Annotated in this window: 27 protein-coding genes and 1 other RNA gene; 18 read left to right on the top strand and 10 right to left on the bottom strand. The window is 54.5% G+C overall.

Annotation, left to right across the window (positions count from 1 at the left end):
• The first annotated feature begins 87 nt into the window (after positions 1–87).
• The 3 genes from ppiD to AC1RKG_RS14325 all read left to right on the top strand — a co-directional run bounded on the left by ppiD (position 88) and on the right by AC1RKG_RS14325 (position 3,069).
• Positions 88–1,971: a peptidylprolyl isomerase gene (gene ppiD / locus AC1RKG_RS14335; protein WP_046374348.1), complete on the top strand. Its 1,884-nt coding sequence runs from the start codon at positions 88–90 to the stop codon at positions 1,969–1,971.
• 139 nt (positions 1,972–2,110) lie between these two features.
• Complete coding sequence (locus tag AC1RKG_RS14330) at positions 2,111–2,500, top strand: ComEA family DNA-binding protein (RefSeq protein ID WP_493183290.1); 390 nt, start codon at positions 2,111–2,113, stop codon at positions 2,498–2,500.
• A gap of 155 nt (positions 2,501–2,655) precedes the next feature.
• Complete coding sequence (locus tag AC1RKG_RS14325; RefSeq protein WP_020825496.1) at positions 2,656–3,069, top strand: acyl-CoA thioesterase; 414 nt, start codon at positions 2,656–2,658, stop codon at positions 3,067–3,069.
• A gap of 35 nt (positions 3,070–3,104) precedes the next feature.
• On the opposite strand, the gene queC is transcribed toward AC1RKG_RS14325, so the two are convergent.
• Together queC and AC1RKG_RS14315 are read right to left on the bottom strand one after the other, a co-directional pair.
• Positions 3,105–3,803 (bottom strand): 7-cyano-7-deazaguanine synthase QueC, encoded by a 699-nt coding sequence (gene queC / locus AC1RKG_RS14320; protein WP_122077502.1) that lies wholly within the window; start codon positions 3,801–3,803, stop codon positions 3,105–3,107.
• Positions 3,804–3,900: 97 nt separating this feature from the next.
• Positions 3,901–5,649 carry an SgrR family transcriptional regulator gene (locus tag AC1RKG_RS14315; protein ID WP_041415228.1) on the bottom strand — a complete coding sequence of 583 codons (1,749 nt, stop codon included), beginning with the start codon at positions 5,647–5,649 and terminating at the stop codon, positions 3,901–3,903.
• Positions 5,650–5,752: 103 nt separating this feature from the next.
• On the opposite strand from AC1RKG_RS14315, the gene cof reads away from it, so the two are divergent.
• A complete protein-coding gene (gene cof / locus AC1RKG_RS14310) occupies positions 5,753–6,577 on the top strand; it encodes an HMP-PP phosphatase (protein WP_493183288.1) in 825 nt (274 codons plus the stop codon).
• Between the two features lie 61 nt (positions 6,578–6,638).
• On the opposite strand, the gene AC1RKG_RS14305 is transcribed toward cof, so the two are convergent.
• Complete coding sequence (locus AC1RKG_RS14305) at positions 6,639–7,679, bottom strand: PLP-dependent cysteine synthase family protein (RefSeq protein ID WP_020825500.1); 1,041 nt, start codon at positions 7,677–7,679, stop codon at positions 6,639–6,641.
• A gap of 122 nt (positions 7,680–7,801) precedes the next feature.
• Between AC1RKG_RS14305 and AC1RKG_RS14300 the strand changes: the two genes are divergently transcribed.
• The 8 genes from AC1RKG_RS14300 to AC1RKG_RS14265 all read left to right on the top strand — a co-directional run bounded on the left by AC1RKG_RS14300 (position 7,802) and on the right by AC1RKG_RS14265 (position 16,287).
• Positions 7,802–8,263, top strand: a complete 462-nt coding sequence (locus tag AC1RKG_RS14300; protein WP_044548705.1) for an Lrp/AsnC family transcriptional regulator — start codon at positions 7,802–7,804, stop codon at positions 8,261–8,263.
• Between the two features lie 97 nt (positions 8,264–8,360).
• Positions 8,361–10,136: a SmdA family multidrug ABC transporter permease/ATP-binding protein gene (locus AC1RKG_RS14295; RefSeq protein WP_130016235.1), complete on the top strand. Its 1,776-nt coding sequence runs from the start codon at positions 8,361–8,363 to the stop codon at positions 10,134–10,136.
• Positions 10,129–11,907, top strand: a complete 1,779-nt coding sequence (locus tag AC1RKG_RS14290) for a SmdB family multidrug efflux ABC transporter permease/ATP-binding protein (protein ID WP_020825503.1) — start codon at positions 10,129–10,131, stop codon at positions 11,905–11,907. Before AC1RKG_RS14295 ends, AC1RKG_RS14290 begins: the two co-directional genes overlap by 8 nt.
• A 292-nt stretch (positions 11,908–12,199) precedes the next feature.
• Positions 12,200–12,538, top strand: coding sequence for a P-II family nitrogen regulator (gene glnK / locus AC1RKG_RS14285; protein ID WP_012005549.1), 339 nt, complete (start codon positions 12,200–12,202; stop codon positions 12,536–12,538).
• Positions 12,539–12,574: 36 nt separating this feature from the next.
• Positions 12,575–13,861, top strand: a complete 1,287-nt coding sequence (amtB, locus tag AC1RKG_RS14280; protein ID WP_020825504.1) for an ammonium transporter AmtB — start codon at positions 12,575–12,577, stop codon at positions 13,859–13,861.
• A gap of 231 nt (positions 13,862–14,092) precedes the next feature.
• On the top strand, positions 14,093–14,779 hold the full coding sequence (locus AC1RKG_RS14275) for an MOSC domain-containing protein (RefSeq protein ID WP_493183286.1): 687 nt from the start codon (positions 14,093–14,095) through the stop codon (positions 14,777–14,779).
• A 64-nt stretch (positions 14,780–14,843) separates the two neighbouring features.
• The gene (asd, locus tag AC1RKG_RS14270) at positions 14,844–15,629 is read left to right on the top strand and encodes an archaetidylserine decarboxylase (RefSeq protein WP_493183285.1); all 786 of its coding nucleotides are present in this window, start codon (positions 14,844–14,846) and stop codon (positions 15,627–15,629) included.
• Positions 15,630–15,687: 58 nt separating this feature from the next.
• On the top strand, positions 15,688–16,287 hold the full coding sequence (locus tag AC1RKG_RS14265; RefSeq protein WP_236591376.1) for a peroxiredoxin: 600 nt from the start codon (positions 15,688–15,690) through the stop codon (positions 16,285–16,287).
• 81 nt (positions 16,288–16,368) lie between these two features.
• Here the strand turns inward: AC1RKG_RS14265 and tesB are convergent, their stop codons facing one another.
• Positions 16,369–17,232, bottom strand: a complete 864-nt coding sequence (gene tesB, locus AC1RKG_RS14260; protein ID WP_128864427.1) for an acyl-CoA thioesterase II — start codon at positions 17,230–17,232, stop codon at positions 16,369–16,371.
• A gap of 230 nt (positions 17,233–17,462) precedes the next feature.
• Between tesB and AC1RKG_RS14255 the strand changes: the two genes are divergently transcribed.
• Complete coding sequence (locus tag AC1RKG_RS14255) at positions 17,463–17,954, top strand: YbaY family lipoprotein (RefSeq protein ID WP_020825509.1); 492 nt, start codon at positions 17,463–17,465, stop codon at positions 17,952–17,954.
• Positions 17,955–18,019: 65 nt separating this feature from the next.
• On the opposite strand, the gene AC1RKG_RS14250 is transcribed toward AC1RKG_RS14255, so the two are convergent.
• Positions 18,020–18,334 (bottom strand): MGMT family protein, encoded by a 315-nt coding sequence (locus tag AC1RKG_RS14250; protein WP_020825510.1) that lies wholly within the window; start codon positions 18,332–18,334, stop codon positions 18,020–18,022.
• A gap of 157 nt (positions 18,335–18,491) precedes the next feature.
• On the opposite strand from AC1RKG_RS14250, the gene ffs reads away from it, so the two are divergent.
• Positions 18,492–18,588, top strand: an RNA gene (gene ffs, locus AC1RKG_RS14245) — signal recognition particle sRNA small type.
• A gap of 115 nt (positions 18,589–18,703) precedes the next feature.
• Here the strand turns inward: ffs and AC1RKG_RS14240 are convergent.
• Both AC1RKG_RS14240 and AC1RKG_RS14235 read right to left on the bottom strand, forming a co-directional pair.
• Positions 18,704–20,047 carry an NCS2 family permease gene (locus AC1RKG_RS14240; RefSeq protein ID WP_116691057.1) on the bottom strand — a complete coding sequence of 448 codons (1,344 nt, stop codon included), beginning with the start codon at positions 20,045–20,047 and terminating at the stop codon, positions 18,704–18,706.
• A gap of 164 nt (positions 20,048–20,211) precedes the next feature.
• Positions 20,212–21,999 carry an adenine deaminase gene (locus tag AC1RKG_RS14235; RefSeq protein ID WP_493183282.1) on the bottom strand — a complete coding sequence of 596 codons (1,788 nt, stop codon included), beginning with the start codon at positions 21,997–21,999 and terminating at the stop codon, positions 20,212–20,214.
• 138 nt (positions 22,000–22,137) lie between these two features.
• Here AC1RKG_RS14235 and AC1RKG_RS14230 point away from each other — a divergent pair, with 138 nt between their 5' ends.
• Positions 22,138–23,070 carry a LysR family transcriptional regulator gene (locus AC1RKG_RS14230; RefSeq protein ID WP_020825513.1) on the top strand — a complete coding sequence of 311 codons (933 nt, stop codon included), beginning with the start codon at positions 22,138–22,140 and terminating at the stop codon, positions 23,068–23,070.
• A gap of 76 nt (positions 23,071–23,146) precedes the next feature.
• Here the strand turns inward: AC1RKG_RS14230 and hha are convergent, their stop codons facing one another.
• The 3 genes from hha to AC1RKG_RS14215 all read right to left on the bottom strand — a co-directional run bounded on the left by hha (position 23,147) and on the right by AC1RKG_RS14215 (position 24,290).
• A complete protein-coding gene (gene hha / locus AC1RKG_RS14225) occupies positions 23,147–23,350 on the bottom strand; it encodes a hemolysin expression-modulating protein Hha (RefSeq protein WP_020825514.1) in 204 nt (67 codons plus the stop codon).
• Positions 23,351–23,405: 55 nt separating this feature from the next.
• Positions 23,406–23,774, bottom strand: a complete 369-nt coding sequence (tomB, locus tag AC1RKG_RS14220) for an Hha toxicity modulator TomB (RefSeq protein WP_020825515.1) — start codon at positions 23,772–23,774, stop codon at positions 23,406–23,408.
• A gap of 162 nt (positions 23,775–23,936) precedes the next feature.
• A complete protein-coding gene (locus AC1RKG_RS14215) occupies positions 23,937–24,290 on the bottom strand; it encodes a hypothetical protein (RefSeq protein ID WP_232807758.1) in 354 nt (117 codons plus the stop codon).
• A gap of 302 nt (positions 24,291–24,592) precedes the next feature.
• On the opposite strand from AC1RKG_RS14215, the gene AC1RKG_RS14210 reads away from it, so the two are divergent.
• From AC1RKG_RS14210 to AC1RKG_RS14200, 3 genes are read left to right on the top strand one after another with little or no spacing between them, the layout of a single operon-like run.
• Positions 24,593–24,739 carry a hypothetical protein gene (locus AC1RKG_RS14210; RefSeq protein ID WP_020825517.1) on the top strand — a complete coding sequence of 49 codons (147 nt, stop codon included), beginning with the start codon at positions 24,593–24,595 and terminating at the stop codon, positions 24,737–24,739.
• Complete coding sequence (locus AC1RKG_RS14205) at positions 24,736–25,458, top strand: metal ABC transporter ATP-binding protein (RefSeq protein WP_048759568.1); 723 nt, start codon at positions 24,736–24,738, stop codon at positions 25,456–25,458. Before AC1RKG_RS14210 ends, AC1RKG_RS14205 begins: the two co-directional genes overlap by 4 nt.
• The gene (locus AC1RKG_RS14200) at positions 25,445–26,302 is read left to right on the top strand and encodes a metal ABC transporter permease (RefSeq protein ID WP_041414279.1); all 858 of its coding nucleotides are present in this window, start codon (positions 25,445–25,447) and stop codon (positions 26,300–26,302) included. Before AC1RKG_RS14205 ends, AC1RKG_RS14200 begins: the two co-directional genes overlap by 14 nt.
• Positions 26,303–26,313: the final 11 nt, after the last annotated feature.

Here is a 26,313-nt window from a genome sequence, read left to right as displayed (position 1 = left end):
TTGATGCGCTTTTTTTATTTTTGTCGCAGGGAACGCGCCTGCACAAGGGTGTTTTTAATCCACATCACAGCGGAGTGTTGTCACACTATGATGGACAATTTACGCGCGGCAGCTAATCACGTCGTGCTCAAAATCATCCTGGGCTTGATCATTTTGTCATTTCTTTTGACAGGGGTGGTCAGCTATCAGGGGAGTGCCGGTGATTATGCAGCGAAGGTCAATGGCCAGGTGATCGAGCGTGCTCAGCTGGAACAGGCTTTCCAAAGCGAACGCAGCCGCATGCAGCAACAGTTGGGTGACCAGTTCTCCGTACTGGCGGGCAACGAAGGCTATATGCAGCAGATGCGCCATCAGGCACTGTCACAGCTGATCGACAACATGCTGCTGGACCAATATGCCAAGAAATTAGGCCTGAGCGTCAGTGACGATCAGGTGAAAGAAGCCATCCGTAAAGCGCCTTACTTCCAGACAAACGGCCAGTTCGATAACGCTAAATATCTCGATCTGATTAGCCGCATGGGTTACACCGCCGATAACTTTGCGCAGTCAATGCGTCAGCAGTTGGTTAATCAGCAGGTGATCCAGGCCTTCGGCGAGTCAGGTTTCATCCTGCCAACCGAAGCGCAAGGGATGACGTCACTGGTGCTGCAGCAGCGCGATGTGCGCCTGGCGACGCTGGATCTGAAAGCGTTGCAGGCCAAGCAGACCGTGACCGACGACGAGCTGAAAGACTACTACAGCCAGAACAAAAACAGCTTCATTGCGCCGGAGCAGGTCAAAGTAAGCTACATCCCGATGGACGCCGCCTCTATGCAGGACAAGGTCACGGTAGCCGATGCGGATATCAGCGCCTATTACGACCAGCACAAAAGCAGCTATGGCCAGCCTGAGCGTAAAAACTACAGCGTGATCCAGCTTAAAACCGAGGCGGAAGCCAATGCGGTGCTGGACGAGCTGAAAAAAGGCGGCGATTTCGCCACCCTGGCGAAAGAAAAATCCACCGACATCATCTCACGCCGTACCGGTGGCGAGCTGGGCTGGCTGGAGCCGGACACCACGGCAGACGAGCTGAAACAGGCAAACCTGACCGAAAAAGGCCAGCTTTCCGGTGCAGTGAAGTCCTCTGTGGGCTATCTGGTCGTACGTCTGAACGACATCGAGCCGGAAAAAGTGAAGCCGCTTAGCGAAGTGCGTGATGCCATCGCCAAGCAGGTTAAGCAGGAGAAGGCGGTAGACGCCTATTACGCGCTGCAGCAAAAGGTGAGTGAAGCGGCGACCAGCGATAACGAATCTCTGGCCTCAGCCGAAGAAGCCGCCGGCGTGAAAGCGACTCAGACCGATTGGTTCACCCGCGACAACATTCCGGCTGCGCTGAACTTCAAACCTGTCGTCCAGTCGATTTTCGACGGTTCACTGATTGGCGAAGGCGGCTCTCCGGGCAGCAACTCCGATGTAATCACCGTTGATGGCGACCGTGCCTTCGTGATCCGCGTTTCAGGCCACAAGCCAGAAGGCATTGAGCCGTTCGATCAGGTAAAAGATCGCGTGGCGGAATTGGTCAAGCGCAACAAAGCCGAACAGGAAGCGAAACTGCAGGGCGAAAAGCTGTTGGTTGAGCTGAAACAGGGCAAGGGCGACGAAGCGATGAAAGCGGCCGGCCTGAGCTTTGGCAGCGTGCAGAAGATGGCACGCGCGCCGGAAGACAGCCAACTGGTGCAGAGCGTGTTCGCGCTGCCGCACCCGCAGGAAGGCAAACCGGTATACGGCATGTCGCAAGACCGTCAGGACAACGTAGTGCTGATTGCACTTGATGCCGTGACGCCAGGCAGCCTGTCGGCGGAAGAAATGAAAACCTTCGTCAGCAAAATGGAAGAAGGCGCTACCGGCGTCTCCTTTGACTCGCTGCTGGCCAGCTTGCGTAAAGAAGCCAAAATCACCATGGGTGCCGCTGAGCAGCAACAGCCTCAGTAACGCGCCGCAGTTTTCTGCAACGCAATGCAATTCCAAAAGGCCGCTTTCGCGGCCTTTTCCATATCTGTTATCCGCCAATTGCTGAAGTTCACCCGCTGCGGCAAGGTGAGCTTGCTGTTAAACACAAGGAGGATACAGCATGCAACTTGCAGAAATGAAAGCGGTTAATGGATATGGTTTCAGCCTCAAAGTTTTGCTGGCCGTGGCCCTGATAGGCTTGGCCGGGCCATCGATGGCCGCTGAGGAAAAGAGCGCGACCGATCAGCCGGTGTTATCAGCACCGGCGGTGAAAGCAGGGCAAGGCACTGAAGCCGCAGTCGGCATCGACGATGAGGCATCGGTCAGTATCAATCAGGCCGATGCCGAGCAGTTGGCCAGCGTACTGAAGGGGGTGGGTTTGAAGAAAGCGGAAAGCATCGTGCGCTACCGTGAGCAGAATGGTCCTTTTACGCAGATTGAGCAGCTTCAGGAAGTGCCGGGTATTGGGCCCGCCCTGTTTGAACGGAACCGTGCGCGGCTCAAAATGTGATATCTATCACGGCTGCATGGCAAAGTGCCGATGCAGCCCTTTTTCCTCTGCTACATTTTACAGGTCTTACCAGTTTGGCGACTTGACCAAACGGGTGAAGGAGCCATCAGTGGCTCCTTCTTTCTGTAATCACCAGGCAGGAGTGGCCGTTCCCTATGCATCAGACCTTTATCAAAGTCCGTGGTTATCATCTCGATGTTTACCAACATGTTAACAATGCACGCTATCTCGAATTTCTCGAGGAGGCGCGCTGGGATTGGCTGGAGAACCAGGAGGGCTTCCGTTGGATGACGGAAAACAACATCGCCTTTATCGTGGTTAATATCAATATCAATTACCGCACGCCGGCGGTGCTGGGGGACAAGTTGCGTATCGACAGTCAGATGGTGCAGCTTAACGGTAAAAGCGGCGTGCTGAGCCAAAAAGTGACGCAGGATGCCACGGGCGCGCCGGTCGCGGATGCGATGCTGACCTTTGTCTGCGTCGATTTGAAAACTCAGCGGGCGTTGCCGATTGAAGGGCAACTGCGCGAACACCTTCAGGTGCTCACGCTGTCGGAAGAAGGCTAAAGCAACGAGCGGCAATGTTTGCCGCCGTTATTCACTCAGACCAGGCCGGTCTTCTGTTTCAGGCTCGCCATCACTTCCGCCTTGTTGATTTGGTATTGCTTCAGGCCGTTGGCGCGCAGGTGACAGGCGGCACATTCACCGCAGCCGTCGCCTTTAATGCCGCTGTAGCAGGTCAGGGTTTCCTGCCGAACCAGATCCAACTGATGGTAGTAATCTGCCAGTGCCCAGGTCTCAGCCTTGTTCAGCCACATCAGTGGCGTTTCAAAACGGATATCGCGTGCGATGCCCAGCACTATTGCCTGGTTCAGCGCTTTGACAAATTCGTCGCGGCAGTCGGGATAACCGGAAAAATCGGTTTCGCAAACGCCGGTGATCACCGCCTCGGCTTCGACCTGGTAGGCATAAATCGCCGCCAGCGTCAGGAACAGAATATTACGGCCCGGCACGAAAGTGCTCGGCAACCCGTTGGCTTCGGTGCTGCCGTAAGCCGGAACCGGGATATTGTCACGGGTCAGGCTGCTGATCGCCAGTTCATTGAGCAGGCCAACGTCCAGCAGCTTATGTGCCTTGGCCCCAAGGGCCACCGACAGCGCTTGAGCCACCTCAATCTCGGCGCGATGGCGCTGACCGTAATCGAAGGTGACGCAGTGAACTTCGTCGTACTGCTGCAATGCCTGAATCAAGCAGGTCGTGGAATCTTGTCCACCGCTGAAAACGACAACCGCGCGTTTCATAAAATTACCTCAATTTAGTGCTGAGACCCAACCCGATGAACACTCGGGCGGTAGGATAAAAATGCGTTGCGGCAGCAATGGTAGCAGAAATAGCGGGTTACCGCTGGGCCGGGCCCATTAAGTCTGGGGAAAGCGGCTCTGTCGAGTCCAGCGGCGGCGGCAGCCAGGCCTGACAGAAATCGAACCAGCCATGGGCGGTCAGAGTAACCCCATGAATGCGCGGCGGTGCGCTGATCTGATACTGATAGTGAAACAAGGGCGTGATGATCGCCGCCCTCATCAACTGCTGATAATACTCTTTCAACTGCTCATAACGCGGTTGCTGCGCAGGCAACTGTTGGATCTGCTGCAGCGTTTGCTGCTGATGTCGCCAGCGATCGTCGGGCAGAATGCCGCGCCACAGCGTATCTTGCCGCAGCCAGCTTTCCAGCGTCGCTTCCGGTGACTCACCGATCAGGTTATCGGCCAGCAGCAGGTCGGCCTGTTCGATTTGTTCGGCGCTTTGCCAGCGTTTACCCGCGTAATAACGCAGTTCCAGCTCGCAGCCGTGGCGTGCCAAAAGCTGCTGCAGAGCCACAGTGACCGTTTCCAGTTCTACCGGTGGCCGATACAGCAGCGTCAATTTGGCGGGAAGGGCTATCTCATCATCGACCTGATGCCGAGGGATGGCCCAGCCTGGCAGCATTTCGTGGCTGGGGGTGATGACGCTGTTTGGTACCGGCAGATTGGCCAACAGGCCAGATTGCTGGATCAACATCAGCAGTTTTTGGCCCTGGGCTTCGTTGAGCACGCCGTGTTTCAAATTCACCGCCAGATAGCACCAGCCCAGGCTCATGCTGCGTTGCACCGGCCGTGCCAGCGCCATCTCTTCCTGCTGGCCGATGGTTATGCGCACCGGGTGCTGGCAACTGGTGTAAGCCGCGTCGACCTGCAGCTCCGGGGTGATCCAATACTCGATGCTCTCAAGATAAGGATGTTGCAAATGGTAAAACGGATGCTGTTCCAGCCGTACCAAATGCGCCTCGTTTAGCGTCAGTTTGAAAGGGCCAGCGCCAATGCCTGCGGCCTCCGGGTGGGTTAGCAGGCAAGGCAATTCCGCAAGACGATGCGCCAACCAGTAGTCGGGATGCTGTAAATCAAACTGCAGACACAGCGCATGCGGCAGGCTGATGGCCTTAACGTTGGCCAGGCTGGGGCGACTGCGAGGGTGTCGTTGCAGCTTTTCCAGCGTTTGCAACAGCTGCTGGCCGGTCAGCATTTCACCGTTGTGCCAGCGCAATTGACTGCGCAGGAAGAACTGCCAGCGCAGGCCGTCATGGCTGATTTGCCAGTGATGGGCCAAATCGGATTGCGGTTCAGGATTGCCGGTAATGAATCGCGTCAGGCCGGCATGCAGGGTGGCAACCAAATGTTGTTCGGCGCGGCCGGTCAGGGTCAGTGGATCCAGAGATTCCAGCGTGCGGTAATAGGGGATACGCAGCGTTGGGCTGCCTGCTTGCCACTGGCCGCCGAGATGCGGGCTGAGCAACTCCTGCAAATGCTGCGGCGCCAACTGCGCCATTTCCAACGCGCCCTGGTGGTCGCCGTCATGCAGCAAGCGCTGCAAGTGGGCGGCGCGCAGCTCGTCCGGGGTTTTCAAACACTGCAGGCGAGCCCGCTTGCCGCGACCGGGCTGTGACTGCCAGCTTAGCCAGCCCTGATCCTGCAACTGTTGTACCAGCGTGCGAGCATGGCGTTCGCTGCAATAGAACAGGGCTGCGAGTTCGCCGATGGTGATGGCCACCGGCGCAGCGCCGAGCTGTTGATACAGGCGTTGATACTGGCTGAGACGATGGGTCAGGCGCATGATCGAAATCCGGAACAGTTTTCCAGAATTGTTCACTATTACTTCCGCAAATACCATCTCATACTGCAGGGACTGTAATCGCGTTCACACTCATGAGGTCTTTATGTATCGCCTGGCGGCTTTTGATATGGATGGCACATTGTTGACACCGGATCACCGGGTCGGGCCGGAAACTCTGGCGGTGCTAAAGCAACTGGTTGAACGGGAGATGGTTGTCACCTTCGCTACCGGGCGTCACTACCTGGACGCGCAGCCGATCATGGCGCAACTGGGTCTGCAAGGCTATCTGATTACCGGCAACGGTACGCGGGTTTACGATCATCAGGGGCAACAACTTCACGCCACCGATTTGCCTGCTGACATAGCCGAAGAGGTGCTGCACACCCATTGGCATACGGTTGCCAGCATGCACGTCTTCCGTGACGAAGGCTGGATGACCGAGTTTGCGGTACCGGAAGAAATGTTGCGGGCTCATCATCTGAGCGGCTTCCGTTATCAGCTTTCCGAAGTGCGTCGTTTACCGGCCTTCGGCAACAGCAAGGTGTGCTTCGTTGGACCACATGTGGAACTGCTTAAGCTGCAGATTCAGCTACGGGAACAGTTTGGAACACGCGTTGATCTCTGTTTCTCTGCCTATGAGTGCCTGGAGGTCTTGCCGTTGGGGTGTAACAAAGGCACCGCGCTGGATACGTTGAGCCGCCATCTGGGGCTGAAGATGGCGGACTGCATGGCGTTTGGCGATGCCATGAACGACAGGGAAATGCTGGCGACGGTAGGGCACGGCGTGGTGATGGGCAATGCCCTGCCGCAGCTGAAGTCTTCACTGCCACAACTACAGGTTATCGGCCATTGCGAACAGCAGGCGGTGGCTCACTATTTGCAACATTGGCTGCGTTCACCTTACCTCACCTATTCCCCCGAATTATGAGGCTTTATTGGCAGCCGGCCGGGTATGACTTACCCGGCTTTTTTTCGCCTGCCGGGGGCGATTACAAGTCTGCCAGCTGCGCCAGATACGGGGTCAGATCGCCGATATTGTTTCTCACCCATTCAGGGTTGTAGTAGGTATCCAGATAGCGCTCACCGCTGTCGCATAGCAGGGTGACGATAGAACCCTGTTCGCCATTTTCCCGCATCTGTTTCGCCAATTGCAGCGCGCCCCACACATTAGTGCCGGTGGAGGCGCCCACTTTACGGCCCAGTACCGTTTCCAGCCAATGAATGGTAGCAACGCTGGCCGCGTCCGGAACGCGCAGCATGCTGTCGACCACCGACGGGATAAACGAGGGTTCGGCGCGCGGGCGGCCAATACCTTCGATCCTGCTGCCGCAGCTGCCGATCAGGGTGCGATCGCGCTGGTGGAAACAATCATAGAATACCGAGTTTTCCGGATCGACGACCGTCAAGCGGGTGTCGTGCCCCTGATAGCGAATATAGCGTCCCAGCGTTGCAGATGTACCGCCGGTGCCCGCGCTCATCACGATATGTTTAGGGACAGGGAAGGGTTCACGCGCCATCTGGCGGAAGATGCTGTCGGCGATGTTGTTATTGCCACGCCAGTCGGTGGCGCGTTCGGCGTAGGTGAACTGATCCATATAGTGGCCGTTCAGTTCTTGCGCCAACTGCTCGGAGACCGCGTAAATCTGTGCCGCGTGATCGACGAAATGGCAGCGGCCGCCGTAAAACGCAATTTGCTCAACCTTGCGGCGTGCCGTGCAGGAAGGCATCACGGCAATAAACGGCAGGCCAATCAGCCGGGCGAAGTAAGCTTCGGACACGGCGGTGCTACCTGAAGAGGCTTCGATAATCGTGGTGTTTTCGGTGATCCAGCCGTTGCACAGGCCGTACAGGAACAGCGAGCGCGCCAGCCGATGCTTCAGGCTGCCGGTCGGGTGAGTGCTTTCATCTTTCAGGTACAGGCAGATACCGGGAAATTCGGGCAGGTTCAGGCGGATCAGGTGCGTGTCGGCGGAGCGTTGGAAATCCGCTTCTATTTCACCGATAGCATATTTTACCCAAGAGTTTGTCATCGTCTGGCCTCAGAATAGGGGGCTTATTTGCTGCATAATATAGCCTGCCGCCGGGAAAAAAGGATTGCCATTTTTCCTGTTTAATCGCTTAATGAGAGAAAATTTTTCTCCTGGTTGACGATATGTTAGATAAAACAGACCGTAAGTTACTGTGCATGCTGCAACAGGACTGCACCCAGCCGCTGCAGGCGCTGGCCGATGCGGTCAATCTGACGTCGACGCCTTGCTGGAAAAGGCTGAAACGGCTGGAAGAGGAAGGCTATATCCGTGGGCGGGTCGCGCTGCTGGATAATGAAAAACTCGGGTTGGGCCTGACGGCATTTGTGCTGATCAAAACCCAGCAGCACAGCAGCGAGTGGTATCAGACGTTCGTGCAACTGACCCAGCAGATGCCGGAGGTGCTGGCATTTTACCGCATGGCGGGGGAGTACGATTACCTGATGCAGGTGGAAGTGGCTGATATGAAGAGCTACGACAGTTTTTACAAGCGTCTGGTGAACGGGGTACCTGGGCTGATCGACGTCACCTCCAGCTTCGCGATGGAAAAAATCAAATACACCACCGCCCTGCCGGTTCCTGAGTGAAAAGTTCACCAAATTGGCAAAGTAACGGTGGTATCCTACTCTGCTGAGGCAGATCGAGAGAAAAAACTATTACATCTACATCCTGGAATAAAACTGCGTGAGACTATTTACCCAAATCGGCTGGTACTTCCGCCGCGAGTGGCGCCGCTACCTGGGGGCAGTGGTGCTGTTGATCATCATTGCGATTCTGCAGCTGTTGCCACCCAAGCTGGTGGGGATCATTGTCGACGGTATTACCGAAAAACAGATGTCCAGCGGCGTGCTGATGGCATGGCTGGGGCTGATGCTCGGCACCGCCGTGGTGGTCTACCTGCTGCGCTACGTATGGCGAGTGTTGCTGTTTGGCGCGTCTTATCAGCTTGCCGTCGAACTGCGTGAAAATTTCTATCGCCAGCTTAGCCGCCAGAACCCGGCTTTCTATCTGCGCCACCGTACCGGCGATCTGATGGCACGTGCCACCAATGATGTCGATCGGGTCGTTTTCGCTGCCGGTGAAGGGGTGTTGACGCTGGTCGATTCGCTGGTAATGGGCTTGGCGGTGCTGGTGGTGATGAGCACCCAAATTAGCTGGCAGTTGACCCTGCTATCGTTGATCCCTATGCCCATCATGGCGATCGTTATCAAGTATTACGGCGATCAGTTGCATCAGCGCTTTAAATCGGCGCAGGCGGCGTTCTCCAGCCTGAACGATCAGGCGCAGGAAAGCATGACCAGCATCCGCATGATCAAGGCGTTTGGTCTGGAGGATCACCAATCCAATCAATTTGCCGAAGTGGCCGCCCAAACCGGCGCCAAAAATATGCACGTAGCGCGGGTAGATGCGCGTTTTGACCCGACGATTTACATCGCTATCGGTACCGCCAATCTGTTGGCTATCGGCGGTGGCAGTTGGATGGTGGTCAATGGCTCCCTGACGCTTGGGCAACTGACCAGCTTCGTGATGTACCTCGGCCTGATGATTTGGCCAATGCTGGCGCTGGCCTGGATGTTCAACATTGTTGAACGCGGCAGTGCGGCATACGGTCGCATTCGCAGCCTGCTGGAGGAAGCGCCGGCAGTGACCGACGGTGAGTATCCATTGCCGGCGGGGCGTGGCAGCTTGGCCGTCGATATCCGATCCTTCCACTATCCTGGCAACCATCACCCGGCGTTGCACGATGTCACGTTGAAGCTGGAGCCGGGTCAGATGCTTGGCCTGTGTGGCCCGACCGGTGCCGGTAAGTCAACGTTGCTGTCGTTGATCCAGCGCCAGTTTGATGTGGATGATGGCCAGATTAGCTATCAGGGATTGCCGCTGACCCAGGTGAAGCTGGACGACTGGCGCTCGCGCCTGTCTGTGGTGAGTCAGACGCCATTCTTGTTCTCGGACAGCGTGGCCAACAATATTGCGCTGGGGAATCCGGGCGCGACGCAGGAACAGATTGAGCGTGCGGCCCAGTTGGCCAGCGTGCATGAAGACATTATGCGCCTGCCGCAAGGCTATGAAACTGAAGTGGGTGAGCGTGGCGTGATGCTGTCCGGCGGCCAGAAACAGCGTATTTCTATTGCCCGTGCATTGTTACTGGATGCAGAAATCTTGATCCTCGACGATGCGTTGTCGGCGGTAGATGGTCGAACCGAACACCAAATCCTGCACAATTTGCGCAGTTGGGGACAAAACCGGACGGTGATTATCAGCGCGCACCGGCTTTCGGCACTGACCGAAGCCAGCGAAATTCTGGTGATACAACACGGCGGCGTGGCTCAGCGTGGCGAACATGCGTCCCTGGCGGCCCAACCGGGCTGGTACCGCGATATGTACCGCTATCAGCAACTGGAAGCGGCGCTGGATGAGGCACCGGAAAGCGGCGAGGAGATACTGGCCAATGAATAAGATGCAAAAGCTGTGGCCGACGCTGAAACGGTTGCTGGCTTATGGATCGCCATACCGCAAACCTCTGGGGCTGGCGGTGTTGATGTTGTGGGTTGCGGCGGCAGCGGAAGTCGCCGGGCCGATCCTGATCAGTTATTTTATCGATAACTATGTGGCTAAGGGCCAGTTGCCGCTGATGATCGTCTGCGGGCTGGCGGCGGCCTATATTCTGCTGGAGCTGTTGGCGGCGGCGCTGCACTATTTTCAAGCGTTGTTGTTCAACCAGGCCGCGGTCGGGGTGGTTCAACGCCTGCGTACCGACGTGATGGACGCCGCGTTGCGTCAGCCGCTCAGCGCTTTTGATACGCAGCCGGTGGGGCAGTTGATCTCGCGAGTGACCAATGACACCGAGGTGATTAAAGACCTGTACGTCATGGTAGTGTCCACCGTACTGAAAAGCGCTGCGCTGATTGGCGCCATGCTGGTGGCGATGTTCAGCCTGGACTGGCGTATGGCGCTGGTGGCGATCTGCATCTTCCCGGCGGTGTTTGTGGTGATGGGCATTTACCAATACTACAGCATCCCGATTGTGCGCCGGGTGCGCAGCTATCTGGCAGACATCAACGACGGCTTTAACGAAGTGATCAACGGCATGGGCGTGATCCAGCAGTTCCGCCAGCAGATCCGCTTCGGTGAACGCATGAGCGCCGCCAGCCGTTCGCACTACACCGCGCGTATGCAGACTCTGCGGCTGGATGGTTTCCTGTTGCGTCCGCTGCTCAGCCTGTTTTCGGCGCTGGTGCTGTGTGGCCTGCTGATGTTGTTTGGTTTCAGCGGTGAGGGAAGCATTGGCGTGGGCGTGCTCTATGCCTTTATCAACTACCTCGGGCGTCTGAATGAGCCGTTGATTGAGCTGACGTCGCAGCAGTCGATTCTGCAGCAGGCGGTGGTGGCCGGCGAGCGTATTTTCGAACTGATGGATCGCCGTCAACAGAGCTATGGAACGGACGATCGCCCGCTCGAGAGTGGCCGCATTGATATTGAAGACCTGAGCTTTGCCTACCGCGATGACAAAAAGGTGCTGCAGCATATTTCGCTGTCGGTGCCGTCGCGGGGTTTTGTGGCGTTGGTGGGGCATACCGGCAGCGGCAAGAGCACGCTGGCCAACCTGCTGATGGGGTATTACCCGGTCAATCAGGGCGAAGTCCGTCTCGATGGTCGTCCGCTGGCCAGCCTGTCGCACCGTACGTTGCGGCAGGGGGTGGCAATGGTGCAGCAGGATCCGGTGGTGATCGCCGAATCGGTGCTGGCCAACGTTACGCTGGGCCGTAACATCAGTGAAGAGATAGTGTGGCAGGCGCTGGAAACGGTGCAATTGGCTGAGCTGGTACGCAGCTTCCCACAGGGGATTCACACCCGGCTGGGCGAGCAGGGTAACAACCTGTCGGTGGGCCAGAAACAGCTATTGGCGATGGCCAGGGTGTTGGTGCAGGCGCCGCAGATCCTGATCCTCGACGAAGCGACCGCCAACATCGATTCAGGCACTGAGCAAGCGATTCAGCGTGCACTGCGTTTGATTCGTGAACATACCACGCTGGTGGTGATCGCTCACCGATTGTCGACCATTGTCGATGCCGATTCCATTCTGGTTCTGCACCGGGGTCAGGCGGTCGAGCAGGGCAATCATCAGCAACTGTTGGCTCAGCAGGGGCGTTACTACCAGATGTACCAGCTGCAACTGGTGGGTGAAGAATTGGCCGCTGCCAATCGCGAAGAAACACAACCCGCATGATCTGGGGGCCGTTTTAACGGCCCCTTTCTGTTGTCGCCACGCACCACAAACAGGCACAAGTCCGTTTAAAATCCCTCTCGCTGCACTTTTTCGACGCGCTACGCACCAAATTAGTGCGCAATATTTAATCAGCCCATCAGTTGGTCGCGCGCTATTAGCCGCTCGTCGCATGCCAGATCCCCATCCTGCCGGTTAATTTGCTGAATCCGCGTACAAAACCATTTGTGGCATAGCCTTTGCTTTATAAGTCTCGTACCGGGGTGAGTTTGGGCTTAATTCGTGGAGGGGCAATATGAAGCTGGTGACCGTGGTGATTAAACCATTCAAGCTGGAGGACGTGCGTGAAGCCCTATCCTCTGTAGGCATTCAGGGGCTGACCGTAAGCGAAGTAAAAGGCTTTGGTCGCCAGAAGGGGCACGCTGAGCTCTATCGCGGAGCCGAATACAGCGTCAACTTTTTACCTAAAGTAAAAATCGACATCGCTATCGCCGACGATCAGTTGGATGAAGTGGTTGATGTGATTAGTAAAGCGGCCTACACCGGCAAAATCGGTGACGGCAAAATTTTCGTTGCCGAATTGCAACGTGTCATTCGCATTCGCACCGGCGAAACAGACGAAGCAGCACTGTAATCACAGGCTCAGTAAAGTAATGGGGATGGATTGATAATGAAAAAACTTTTATCCATGTTGGGCCTGAGTACGGTAACCATGGTTCCTTCTTTGGCCCTGGCCGCTCCGGCGGTCGCAGACAAGGCTGACAACGCTTTCATGATGATTTGCACCGCTTTGGTGCTGTTCATGACCTTGCCGGGTGTCGCTCTGTTTTACGGTGGTTTGCTGCGCTCCAAAAACGTGCTCTCCATGCTGACCCAGGTCACCGTCACCTTCGCATTGGTGTGTGTTCTGTGGGTGCTTTATGGCTACAGTCTGGCGTTCAGCGAAGGTAATGCCTTCTTCGGTGGTTTCCAGACGGCGATGCTGAAAGGCATTGGCATTGACAGCGTCACCGGGACCTTTAGCCAGATGATCCACGTAGCGTTCCAGTGTTCATTCGCTTGTATCACCGTCGCGCTGGTGGTAGGGGGCTTTGCCGAGCGTATCCGCTTCTCGGCGGTAGTGATTTTCGCCGCTATCTGGTTCACCATTTCCTACCTGCCGATTGCCCACATGGTGTGGGGCGGTGGCTTCCTGGCAGCTGATGGCGCGTTGGACTTTGCCGGCGGCACCGTGGTGCATATCAATGCGGCAAGTGCCGGCCTGGTGGGCGCTTATCTGCTCGGCAAGCGTGCTGGTTTCGGTAAGGAAGCTTTCAAACCGCATAACCTGCCGATGGTATTTACCGGCGCTTCTATCCTGTATATCGGCTGGTTCGGCTTTAACGCCGGTTCTGCCAGCGCGGCTAACGGCATTGCGGCCCTGGCTTTCCTGAACACCGTAGTGGCAACCGCAGGCGCTATTCTTTCCTGGACTTTTGCCGAGTGGATTGTGCGCGGTAAACCTTCTCTGCTGGGGGCCTGTTCCGGCTGTATCGCCGGGCTGGTTGCCATCACGCCGGCTGCGGGTACCGTAGGGGTTGGCGGGGCGTTGATTATCGGTCTGGTCGGTGGCATTGCCGGTCTGTGGGGCGTGGTCACGCTGAAGAAATGGCTGAAAGTGGACGATACCTGCGATGTGTTCGGTGTACATGGCGTATGCGGCATCGTCGGATGCTTGCTGACCGGCGTGTTCACCTCCGCCTCGCTGGGCGGAACCGGGTACGCAGAAGGCGTTACCATGGGGCATCAGGTATGGATCCAACTGTTGAGCGTGGTGATCACGCTGGTATGGTCTGGAGTGGCCGCCTTCATTGCCTTCAAAGTGGCAGGTGCTATCGTCGGGCTGCGCGTACCGGAAGAGCAGGAGCGCGAAGGTCTGGACGTCAACAGCCATGGTGAGAGTGCCTACAACCAATAAGCCTTGAAGAAGGGCAGTGCGCTAAATAACTCGAAAAATAATGATGATGCAGAAAGGGCGATGGAGACATCGCCCTTTTTCTTTTTTAACGATATTCCCCCTTTTTAAGTAATGCACTGTTTTTATTGACCTTATATTAATTGCATTATCAAGTGCTTTTTCTATAATGGCCTTGGTTTGTACTGTTTGTTTTGTTTATTTGTATTAATACGTATTAAGTGGGAGATAACGATGAAAGGAATAGTGAATTCTGTTTACATAGGAAAAGTGGTTCCTTTCACTCGTCCTGACAGCTTTACCGGCATATTCAAAAAAGAGGTTAATCATCTGGTTTCAGTAGGTTATGAAGGCATTGAGGGTGATGAGATCGGCGACCTGAAGGTACATGGCGGGCCCGAAAAGGCGATACACGTTTATCCATTGGAACATTATAAAAAGTGGAAGGCAGAATTTCCCGACTGTCCCTTTTTCGAGAATGCCGGCGCATTTGGCGAGAATTTTAGCACTATCGGTTTGGATGAAAGCCAGGTCTTTGTCGGCGACATTTTTAGCATAGGGACGGCAGTAGTGGAGGTTTCACAAGGTCGATTACCCTGTTGGAAGTTAAATGACAGATTCGACATTCCCTATTTTTCGGAAATGCTACAAATTAACTACCGCACCGGTTGGTATTTCAGGGTGATTCAGCAGGGAAATGTCGGTTTGGGCGATGAAATTACCTTGATTAACAGGACCAATGATAAATGGAGTTTGCAGGAGATAATGAAAGTTATTTTTACCAAATCTCTTGATGAAGAAACCCTGACCAGTATGTTGGAATTACCCTTGGTTGCCTCTTGGCGGAAACTGTTTATGAAAAGATTGCTCACTGGGGCTGTTGAAGATTGGTCGCCAAGATTGCATGGAAAAAAGGATTAAAATGAAAGGGTACGTTGATTTTTTATCGCTGCTACGTACAAACCTATTCAAAATTGGTAAGCGGATGAGTGAAGCCAGTTTTTTTAACGTTCACTATATTTTTATTTTTATCCTGTGCAAGGCAAGGTCAATCGATCTGTCACGTTACCAGAAGAAGAACATCAAGGACTACAGCAGCTTCCAGGATTTTTTTTGCAGAGAGCTCAGCGAAGAAACAAAGAATAAAGTCAATTTATTGAATTCAATGGAGCTTTGTATGCCTTGTGATGGGCGTATGGGGGCACATGGCGAGATAAAAGAGAATACGTTACTGCAAGCCAAGGGGGTTGAGTATTCCATCTTTAGGCTTTTTGGTTTTAATAATGAAATGACGCAGGGCTACAATGGCGGCCGTTTTGCGAATATATACCTGGCGCCGGAGGATTATCACAGGGTACATATGCCGTTCGACGGTTTCTTGATTAATACTATTTATTGTCCCGGAGATTTTAAATCGGTCAGGGAGAAGAATGTAAAAAATGATAAAGAATTATATGTGGGTAATGAACGACTGATTTGTGAGTTTATGACGGAGCATGGCAGGATGTCCGTTATTTTTGTAGGCGCATTTATGGTGGGGGGGATAGTCACTGCTTGGGGAGGGAAGGTCAACTATAACCGGCTCTACACCCATGAGTCTTTTTATAATGATTGTTTGTTTTACAAGAAGGGCGAGGAGATAGGCTATTTCACTATGGGGTCAACAGTCATAGTTCTGTTTGATTCCTGCTGGGATCTCGATTTCAGTAACATAAACCAAGGGAATAGGGTTGAGTTTTCTGATGCTTTTGTCACCGTGATGAAAAAGTAAGCGTTAACTCTTCGCCGAACGATGAGGAAGTATTTTCATTTGAATAGGGAGCCAGAGCATGGCGAATACACATCACATGGGCAATCCCGCGTTATTGCCAGACGACCTGCCATGCCCGGTGGATGACGGTGCGGCCGATCATCTGGTCGGCATGCCGATGCCGGCCCTGCGTTTTCACTCAACGTTTGGTGAGAGGGTAGACTTGTCTATCTTGCCGGGGCGAACGGTTGTTTATGCCTATCCGAGGACCGGCGAGCCCCACGGCAATCTGCCGGCAGGTTGGGACGCTATCCCCGGAGCCCGTGGCTGCACAGCGCAAACTTTATCTTTTCAGGCCGAAAAGGAGGTGTTTACCACCTTCGGAATCAGGATCTTTGGGTTGAGCACGCAAACAACGGATTATCAGAGAGAGCTGTCTGACCGACTCAGGCTGACTTTCCCCATCTTGAGCGATGCTGAGTTTGCATTGGTCGACGCCTTGCGTTTACCCACGATGAACGTGGAGGGCATGCGGCTGATTAAGCGTTTAACGCTGATCATCAGGGATGGCACGATTGAACATGTGTTCTATCCCGTTTTCCCCGCGAACAGAGCGGCTGCTGAGGTCATCGGGTGGCTGAAAGATCATCCGGATTTGGCACCGGGAACCCTTGACTGAGCAGGAGCCCCGCCCATTTGTGAAGGCACAAAGCAAAAATGCCAGCCAACCTGACTGGCATTCCATTGAAGGGTGAATTGCTTAGGCTTCTCGCTGGCGGATGACGCCTTCCTGCACCGTAGTGGCAACCAGAACGCCGTCACGGGTATAAAATTGCCCGCGCACAAATCCACGGGCACCGGAAGCGGAGGTGCTTTCGACCACGTACAACAACCAGTCATCCATGCGGAAAGGGCGGTGGAACCACATTGAGTGGTCAATTGTCGCCACCTGCATGCCGGGCTCCAGGAAGCCTATGCCATGAGGCTGCAACGCCGTCGGCAGGAAGTTAAAGTCTGACGCGTAACCCAGTAAATATTGGTGGATGCGCTGATCGTCCGGCATGGTGCCGTTCGCGCGGAACCAAACGTAGCGGTGCGGCTCTTCCACGCTGCCCTTCAGTGGGTTGTGGAATTTGACCGGGCGCATTTCGATCGGCTTCTGGCCGATAAACTTTTCACGCACTTTATCCGGCAGCATGTGCGACAACTTTTGGGCAATGTCCGATTCGGACATCAGTCCTTCCGGCGGCGGCACATCCGGCATGGTGTTCTGATGTTCAAACCCTTCTTCCGGGCTTTGGAAAGAGGCGGTCATATAGAAAATCGGCTTGCCATGTTGAATGGCGCTGACGCGACGGGCGCTAAAACTGTTACCGTCGCGCAGGATTTCCACGTCGTAGATAATCGGCTTGCTGCTGTCGCCTGGACGCAGAAAATAGCTGTGGAACGAGTGTACGCTCCGCTCTGCCGGAACCGTCTGTTTGGCGGCATAAAGTGCCTGACCAACCACCTGACCGCCAAATACCTGACGTAGCCCCAGATCTTCGCTTTGGCCGCGGAACAACCCTTCTTCGATTTTCTCCAGATCCAGCAGATCAAGGAGGTTTTGCAGTGCCTGGCTCATAAAGTTACTACCCTTATAATAATCATTTTGCTCAGTGTGCGGAATATCACGGTAAGACGTCAATATATTGCGTTATGGCACAGAGAAAATTGGCTGAATACTGAACATTATTAGGGGGGTAAGTGATTAATAGGCAGTGTTAAATGGATTTTTCAGTGTTTTGTGCTAACTTTAATGAGTGGGGTGGTGGAAGCCACCAACGTGTTGATAATAAAAAAGGAGACCGATCCATGAAACTCTGGCAAATCGTAGGTGGAGCTGCAGCATTAACCCTCACTCTGGCTGGCTGTGCCCAGAAGAGTGGCAATGTGCCTACTCCAACGGCGGGAAGCGCGGCGATTGCACAAACGCAGATTCAGGGCCCGGCGGTGACTGGTTCGGTTAACATTCGCCAGCGCATTGCGCTGCCGCCGGATGCGATACTGACCGTCACGCTCTCTGATGCTTCACTGGCGGACGCTCCGTCTAAAGTGATCGCCCAGCGTGCGGTACGTACCGACGGCAAGCAGGCGCCGTTTAATTTTGTATTGCCGTTCAACCCGGCTGATATTCAGCCTAATGCGCGTATTATCCTGAGCGCGGCAATCACGGTTAATGGGCAGCTGATCTTTATTACCGACACAATCCAGGAAGTGGTGAACCGTAACGGCACCCGTGCCGACCTGCTGCTGGTTCCGGTGCAAGGCATTCCGGTTCAGGCAACGCCAACGGCGATGCCGTAATCCGGTAGTCCTGAAGCAGTAAGCTATCAACAGCCTTTGCGCTCCGGCCAAAGGCTGTTTTTTTATCACCAGCGCCAGCCGTAAACCAACAGATCCACCGTGCTGTGGGCGCCAAAAACGATCCCTTCCCCAAGCAATGCCTGACGTTGGCGTTGGAAGTCCTCGCCCTGCTGCGAAATCTGCCCGTGCCGGTTAATCACCCGATGCCAGGGCAGGCTGCTGCCTTCCGGTAGGCGACGCAATACGCCGCCCACCTGACGTGCCGCACGTGGTGAACCGGCCAGACGCGCTACCTCACCGTAGGTCGTCACTTTGCCATAAGGAATGGCGGCCACGATGTGAAACACCCGCTGGCTGAATGAGGCGTCTTCTGATTCCATTTCTGTGTTCCTGCTGCGGCGAAATCCCAAGATCAAAGTGTGCCACAGCCGAGGTGGGTAAGAAAACAGCGGTTGGCCCCGGTTGGCTTGCTATTTGGCTGGCCATCACCGATAATGCCCACCGCTTCGCAGTACCAGAAGCCGTCAATGGGGGCCCTGTTGGTTCTCCCGCAACACTAACTTGTGAACTCGGTCAGATCCGGAAGGAAGCAGCCGCAGCAGGTGACGTGTGTGCCGGGATGTAGCTGGCAGGGCCTCCACCAATTTCAGCGCCGCATCATTCTTTCACTACTCTCTCGTATTTACTATCGCCCCAAAAATCTCGCTGCAGGAAAACTGCCGGCGCCGATTGCTCGCCAGCAATTCACCTCAGTGCTTCACCAGCGTAGCGAAATAGTACGCCAGCGGGATAGCCAACAGGTAAAGCCCGACCGGGACTTCACGCCATTTGCCGGCAATCACCTTGATGATGATATAAAACAGCAGCCCACCTGCGATACCGGTGCCGAAGCTATTGGCAATCAGCGTGATCATTACCATCATCAGCACCGGTAGGCCGTCGGTAAAGTTGGCCAAATCGACTTTGCGCAATCCACTGAACATATTCAGGCCGATCAGGATCAATGCCGGTGCGGTAGCCTCTTTCGGGATCATCAGGGCAATGGGGGTAAACAGCAGCATCAGCAAGAACATGATGGCTGCCGCCAGCGCTGTTAATCCAGTCTTGCCACCGGCTTCGGCAGCGGCTGACGATTCGATCAGCGCCGTGGCGGCTGGAATGCCGACCCAGGGCCCGAGAGCCGCTGCGATTGAGTCCACCATAAACGGCCGGTTGATGTGCGGCATGTTGCCGTGCTCGTCCAGTAACCCGGCTTCACCGCCGACGGCGAGCGTGGTGCCCATGGTGGAGAAAAACTCCGAGGCGAAAAAGACAAACAGGTAAGGCAGGAAGGCGATATTCAATGCACCAATCATATCGACGTGGCCGAGCACTGGGGCCAATGAGTGTGGCATTGCCATCAGACTGGCTGGAAGGTGCGTGACGCCGAATGGAATACCCACCAGAGTCGCGACCAGGATCGCCCACAAAATCGCGCCCGGGATACGTCGAGCCTGCAGGCCAATGGCCAGAAACAGACCGCACAGGGCGATCAACGCACCGGGTGCCGTGAAGTCACCCAGCATCAGCGCATTGGATTTGGCATTGGCCAGTACCAGCCCGGCGTTACGGAACCCCAGCACCGCAACAAATAATCCGATAGAGGCGGTCAGCCCCAGCTTGATGGACTGCGGTACCGAGCGGGTAACCACCTCGCGCAGCCCAAGACGAGTCAGGGCAAAAAACAAAATGCCGGACCAGCAGGCGATACCCAGCCCAATCTGCCAACCTATGCCTTCGCTGCCCGCCAACGTCACGCCGACCAACACCGAACCGCCGATCCCTGGGCCAACGATAAACGGCAGATTACCGTAAAACGCCATAAGCAAGCTGCCGATCACAAACACCAGAATGGTGCCGGTGGTCACCGCGCCCTTATCCATGCCGCCGATGGCCAGCAATCCGGGGATTACCACCAACAAATAGGCCGCAGCCAGAAAACCGGTGATACCGGCCAGGCATTCGGTTTTGACATTGCTTTGCCGCGCATGCAGTTGAAAACGCCGTTGCAGCCAGCCCCCTGGTGTTGGAGCATTTACTGAATTCTCAGCCATATAGACAATCTCCGTTGCTACCCGTCGTATTTCAAGCCGCAGCGTTGTTGGCAACACTCACTTACCCCAGTAACTTACTTGAGTAAGCGCCTGAGGATGAGTGAGCGTGCCTGTCTAGCTGCAACTAGAAATCCATAGGGTATATATTGTTATTATGATTATTTTTACGCCGGGGTTTCCCAGCAGGCGATCAGTGGTTCGACAATTTGGCGCGTGGTGCCGTCGGTCAGGCCGAGATCGGTCAGGTGCGGCCCGGCGTTACACGCCAGACAGGTGCCCTCGATTGCCTTGAAAACCCGGTAGGGCGGTTCCCAATCGGCGATTTGTGCGCTCAGATCGCGCAATTTTTTAAATTGTTGTGCCAATTCCGCGGCAGGCAGATCTGAAAGCATGCCGGCAATCGGCATCGTCACCTGAGCCAGAATTTCCCCGTTTTGACTTAGGGCCATGCCGCCACCGCAGGCGATCAGGGCATTGGCCGCCAGCGCCATATCGGTTGCGTCACGGCCAAGAACCACCAGGTTATGCGAGTCGTGTGAGTAGCTGGTGGCGATGGCACCGCGCAGTTCTCCCCAGCCTTCCAACAGTGCCAGTTGCGGGGTGGCCTGGTGGCGACCATGGCGATGTTTCACCCAGATCAGGCTAAAGCCATCCGGTATCTGCACTTCGCCGTCGCGAACCTCGACGGTGGTTTCGTTCCACTGGGTAAAACGCGCGCCTTTAATGTGGCGCAGGGTGGCTTTACCGTGGCGGATCGCCGGGACTTTCAATATGAAATCTGCGGGAGTCAGTGGCGGGAGCCGCAGCGTATCGCGCGGCACCGTCACTTTCGGGTTTGCACTGAGCGGTGTCAGCATTTTTCCGTTCTGCGCCAGCAGCTTTCCTGCGACGTAGACCTGCCGCGCACTCAGTTGAGTGAGCGAATCAAAGACCACCAGATCGGCAATGCGGCCCGCGGCAATCAAGCCCAGATCGTTGCGTTGCAGGCGAATAGCGGCGTTAAGCGTCGCCATCCTCAATACGTCGGTTCCCGACATCCCCTGTTCGATCAGCATATTGAGTAACGCTACAATGCCGCCTTTTTGCAGCAGCATATCCGGCGGCACATCGTCGGTGCAGACGGTGACCTGCGAGGACAGGTGTGGCAACGTTTTTAGTGCCGCAACGATCTCGGGTAGCAGGTAAGGGTGAGATCCTCTGATCTCCAGCGTCAGTCCGGCGCGTAGTTTCTCCAGCGCATCGGCACCGGAGGTCAGCTCATGGTCGGACGTCACGCCCGCGGCCAGATAGGCCTGAAGCTGAGCGCCGCTCAGCCCACGTGCGTGACCTTCGATCAACTTGCCGCTGTTCAGCCCGGCGTTGAGGATCTCCAGCATGCGTTCGCTGCCGTTCAGTACGCCGTGCATGTCCATCACCTCGGCAACCCCGCCGACTTCCGGCCAGGCCAACATGGTTTCCATTTCATGACCGCCGAAATCAGCGCCGGACATTTCCAAACCTGGAGTGGAAGGGACGCTTGATGGTGCTGCACAGATCACCCTGAGCGGCAGACCACGGCTGGCGTCGACCGCGTAACGCACACCCTCAACGCCGAGCACGTTGGCCAGTTCGTGTGGATCCCAGAAAATGGTAGTGGTGCCTTGGGCAACGACGATTTCGGCGTATTTTTCCGGCGGCAGGTGCGAGCTTTCAACGTGTACGTGGGTGTCGATCAGGCCGGGGCTCAGATATGCGCCGGCCAAGTCTTGCGTTTGAAGGGCTTCGGTCATACTGCCACAGGGATGAACGCTGGCAATCAGTGCGCCGACGATGCCGACATCAGCGTTACGGATTTCACCGGTGGCCATATCGACCAGCGCAGCGTTTGTCAGCAGCAAATCAAAAGGAAGTTGGCCTAATGCGGCCTTCACCGCGCGTTGGCGTTCGCCCGCGCTGGTGTAATGAGTGGTCATGGTAATTACCCGGCATGATGACAGGGTTGTTACTCTAGGGGGGCGGGCAGGCTTTGCACAGATGATTTAATTTATTGCCTGATAAGAAACGTTTATGCTGTCGCAAACGTTTACTTGGTTGGCGAATGGAAACCTGACATGTCTGAACCCTGGCGCCGCTTGCCCGCGCTGTCTCTGAAGCAGATTCAATATTTCGTTACTCTGGCGCGGCTACGGCATTTTACCGATACCGCGAACCGTTTGGCGATCAGCCAACCGGCACTGAGTAGCGCGCTGCGACAGATAGAGTTGGTGCTGGGTGGAAAATTGGTGAATCGCACGGCTTCCGCGGTGACGTTGACCGAACAGGGGGCGGCAATTCTGCCGCATGCCGAGCGGCTGCTGAATGTGGCGCAGGCGTCGTTTGACGATATGCAGCGCATTATGTTGGCGGGGGGAGATGGGACCTTGCGCATCGGGTTGGTACCTTCGGTCAGCCGGCTGTTGTTTCCGGCCGTGCCACAGCTGCTGGCGGCGAACTTTCCACGGCTGAGGGTAGAATTTCACGATCAAACTAATGATTCTCTGCTGCTGCAATTAGAGAACGGCATGATTGATTTTGGTATTGGGGCGCTCGATAGTTCCGTGCCGGAGTCGTTGGAGATATATCCGCTGCAGGAAGATCCCTTTGTGGTGGTTATGCGCCGTGATGACCCTTTGGCTGAATCACATCATCTGCCGTGGCGGCAATTAGCCCGGCGTGATATTGCGGTTTTTTCCAAGGGAAATATCAGCCGGCTGGTACTGGCATTGGCAGAAAGCCACCGTCTGAATTTAATCGCACGCTACCAGGTCGATTTTCTGGAGACGTTATACGGATTGGTACGTTCGGAATTAGCGGTCGCTATTTTACCTCAGCTTTACACCACCCATTTGAAAGACGATGAATTAACCGTGGTTCAACTGCAGCAACCGATGCTTAGCCGTACCGTGGCATTAATGCGCAGTGCACACAGAAATCACCCGGCATTAATTGAGGATTGTTTCCAATTGTTATTACAGGATTTTCAACGGCGGATGAAAGTGCAGTAAGTCAATGAGATAAATACGAGAATTTGCCTGACATTGAGGCCGATAGTCTATCGGCTCAACGCATCTCGAGCCTTGATTAACGTACGAACTTCCAAACGGCCGTTGGGATTTTATCGTAGAGCTTATTCATGGTGAGCTCAGCCAGACGGTGGTCAGCTGCAGAGTAAAACAGCTCCAATTCGTCATCCGAAAGCTCATACTTATTTTTTTCAATAACGCGTTCAAGGGTGTCAATAGTGGTGCATTTACGTAAACGCATCAGATAATCAGTTTTAGTCATGATAACCTTTGGTGTTATAAACCGTAGAATAGAATAATTTAGGGATAATTATCCCCTAAGATTTCATTGTCGTACAGATGCCCTCTCCTGAGAACATTCTGAATAATCGCGCCTTGGTTTTTTGCCAGCGACGCAGATCGGAATCATTGATACCGTAACTGCTGAACAGCGTGTAGGTATCATCGAGATATTCCTCGACTAACTCCGATAAATCACTTTCGTCCATGTATTTAATTTTATAACTCATCACAAACGAAGCAATATGTTCAATCAACTCATTAAGCTGGAGGTTGACGGAAGACGTTGGGTCGTTCACCCAGCCGTGGTGGCTGTCGCCCAGCGTGGCTATGCCTTCATCATACAAATTTTCGCACAAGAATTTCAGCTGAGCAATATCGTGCCTTTTAGGCGAATACTCATCCATATCATCCCCTCCGTAAGTCTTAATTTCGGTGTTGATAACACTCTGTGAGTAAGCTGATTTACATCATGGACAGAGGTAGCTTAATGACGGTGATAAAATAAACTTCCTATATAATGAATATAAATCATTTCTCCACGTCTGGCCTGCTGTTATTACGTAAACTTACAATTCATCTGCAGTAGATGGACGGGAGTTATCAATGATGTCAAAGCACAAGCTCGATTCAGTCACGCTAAAAATCACGCTTTCGTTGATGTATTCCTCGGCGTTGATATCCAGACAGGCGTTGAAAATTGTCCATTTATAGCGGTAACTCATTGAATACTCGTGGTCGCTCAATTTATGAATATCAAGTATTTCTAATGAACCTTCACTATACCGTGCGTTTTCTGAATAAAAACTCAAGCCGCTGGTCAATGCCGGCACCAACTCTGACATTCTATCGTTAATCACTTTCTTTAGTTTTTTAACAGAAAGTGCTTCTATCATTGTGCTGTAGCTAAGAGTTACCTGCATTTAATGCCTGACCGTATAGCGATCCTATCTATTAATCTTACTCCTTTTTCATCCATACGTCGGTAAACTTTTCGTTAACCAGATGCTTTTTTACAGTAACTCAACGTTGTTTACCGGTTAATAACCCTGACGTTTCTCAGTATATCCCTGAAAGAGTTCCGCTGGTGTTCCAAAAATGGCGCTGGTCAACGTAGGTATCACTTTATTGTTACGTTCGGTTGCATTAATCACCGAGAGGGTGCTTGAGTCACAGAAATGATTGTGATGTTATACTGTAACAATAAATTCTCTCTCGTTTGGCCATGAAACTGACATCCACACCACAAGATGGCGATCTGCCGTCATTGAACTCGCTGTTCACCGCTTCCGCAGGCCTGCGCTGCGGTATTGCCGCTTTGCTGCTCGGCTTACTCTGGTTGGGCATCCATTGGGCGGTAGCGCTGCCATGATAACGCTACAAAAAGCCGTCATCGGCTATGGCGGAACGCCGTTGTTTCCCCCACTTAGCGGGCATTTCGCCGTAGGATCGCTGACCGCCGTGGTTGGTGTTAACGGCGCAGGTAAGTCTACGTTGCTGAAAACACTGGCTGGGCTTTTACCGCTGCAGGGCGGGAACTTACGTTTTAGCGGCAACAAATTACCGCGTATGGCGTATTTACCCCAACAGGCGGAACTGGATCGCCAGTTTCCGATCCTGGTGAGCGATCTGGTGGCGATGGGGAGCTGGCCGACCAGTGGGATGTTCGGTGGGTTGAATAAGCACGCGAAGCGGCAGATTAGCGAGGCGCTGGACAGGGTAAACATGACCGCTATGGCGCGCACTCCCGTCGGCGAGTTATCAGGTGGCCAACTTCAGCGGGTGTTGTTTGCCCGATTATTGGTGCAGCAGGCACCGCTTATTTTATTGGATGAACCCTTTACCGGCATCGATAGTTCCACCGTTCAGTTATTGCTTCAGGTGATCGCAGGTTTGCATCAGCAACGAAAAACGGTAATTGCCGTATTGCACGATATGTCGATGGTGGCGAATCACTTCCCACAGGCGCTGTTGCTGACCGCAGAGTGTTGCCACTGGGGTAAAGCCGACAGCGTGTTGGAACATATTCCTGCGTTAAATATTGCCAGCGCTCCGCTGTGCAGCAGAGGAGGGCGCAGTGATGTTGCTTGAGACATTAATTGATCCCTTTGCTTCCTTCGGTTTTATGCGGCGTGCGCTGGTGGCCTGCTTTGCCTTGTCGATCAGCGCCGCACCTTTGGGCGTTTTTTTACTGCTACGGCGCATGAGCCTGGTGGGTGATGCACTGTCGCATGCGGTGCTGCCGGGGGCGGCGATAGGGTATTTGATTTCCGGTATGTCGCTGGTGGCGATGGGCGTGGGGGGATTTATCGCCGGGCTCGCCGTGGCCATGCTGTCCGGGCTTGTCAGTCGTCGAACGCCGTTGAAAGAGGATGCCAGTTTTGCCGGTTTCTATCTGGGATCCCTGGCGCTGGGAGTCACACTTGTCTCCTTGCGTGGCTCTAGTGTCGACTTGCTGCACGTGCTGTTCGGCTCGATCCTTGCCGTGGATACGCACGCTATTTTCATGGTCGGGGCGATAGCCAGTTTTTCACTTTTGTCGCTGGCGGCGCTGTATCGCGCACTGGTGATTGAGTCTTTCGACGCGACCTTTTTACGCGTTAGCGCCCCGCGCTGGTTAGCACTGATCCACGGGTTATTTTTAGCGCTGGTCGTGATCAATTTGGTGGCCGGTTTCCAAATCCTCGGCACCTTGATGTCGGTAGGGCTAATGATGCTGCCTGCCGCCAGCGCACGTTTTTGGGCCCGTAATCTGCCACATACGTTGGCGGTGGCGATGGGCATCGGCATGCTATCGAGTTTGATCGGCCTGGAGTGGTCGTATTACGCCTCGTTGCCTGCCGGCCCGGCTATTGTGCTCAGTGCCAGCGTGATCTTTTTTGGGTCGATTCTGTTTGGGACGCGTGGGGGGATCTTTTCCCTGGCGCGCCGTTGAGAAGTGTCATG

The sequence above is a fragment of the Serratia sp. GW822-FHT06D09 genome (assembly GCF_058799515.1).
This window is presented reverse-complemented; position numbering and strand designations above follow the sequence as displayed.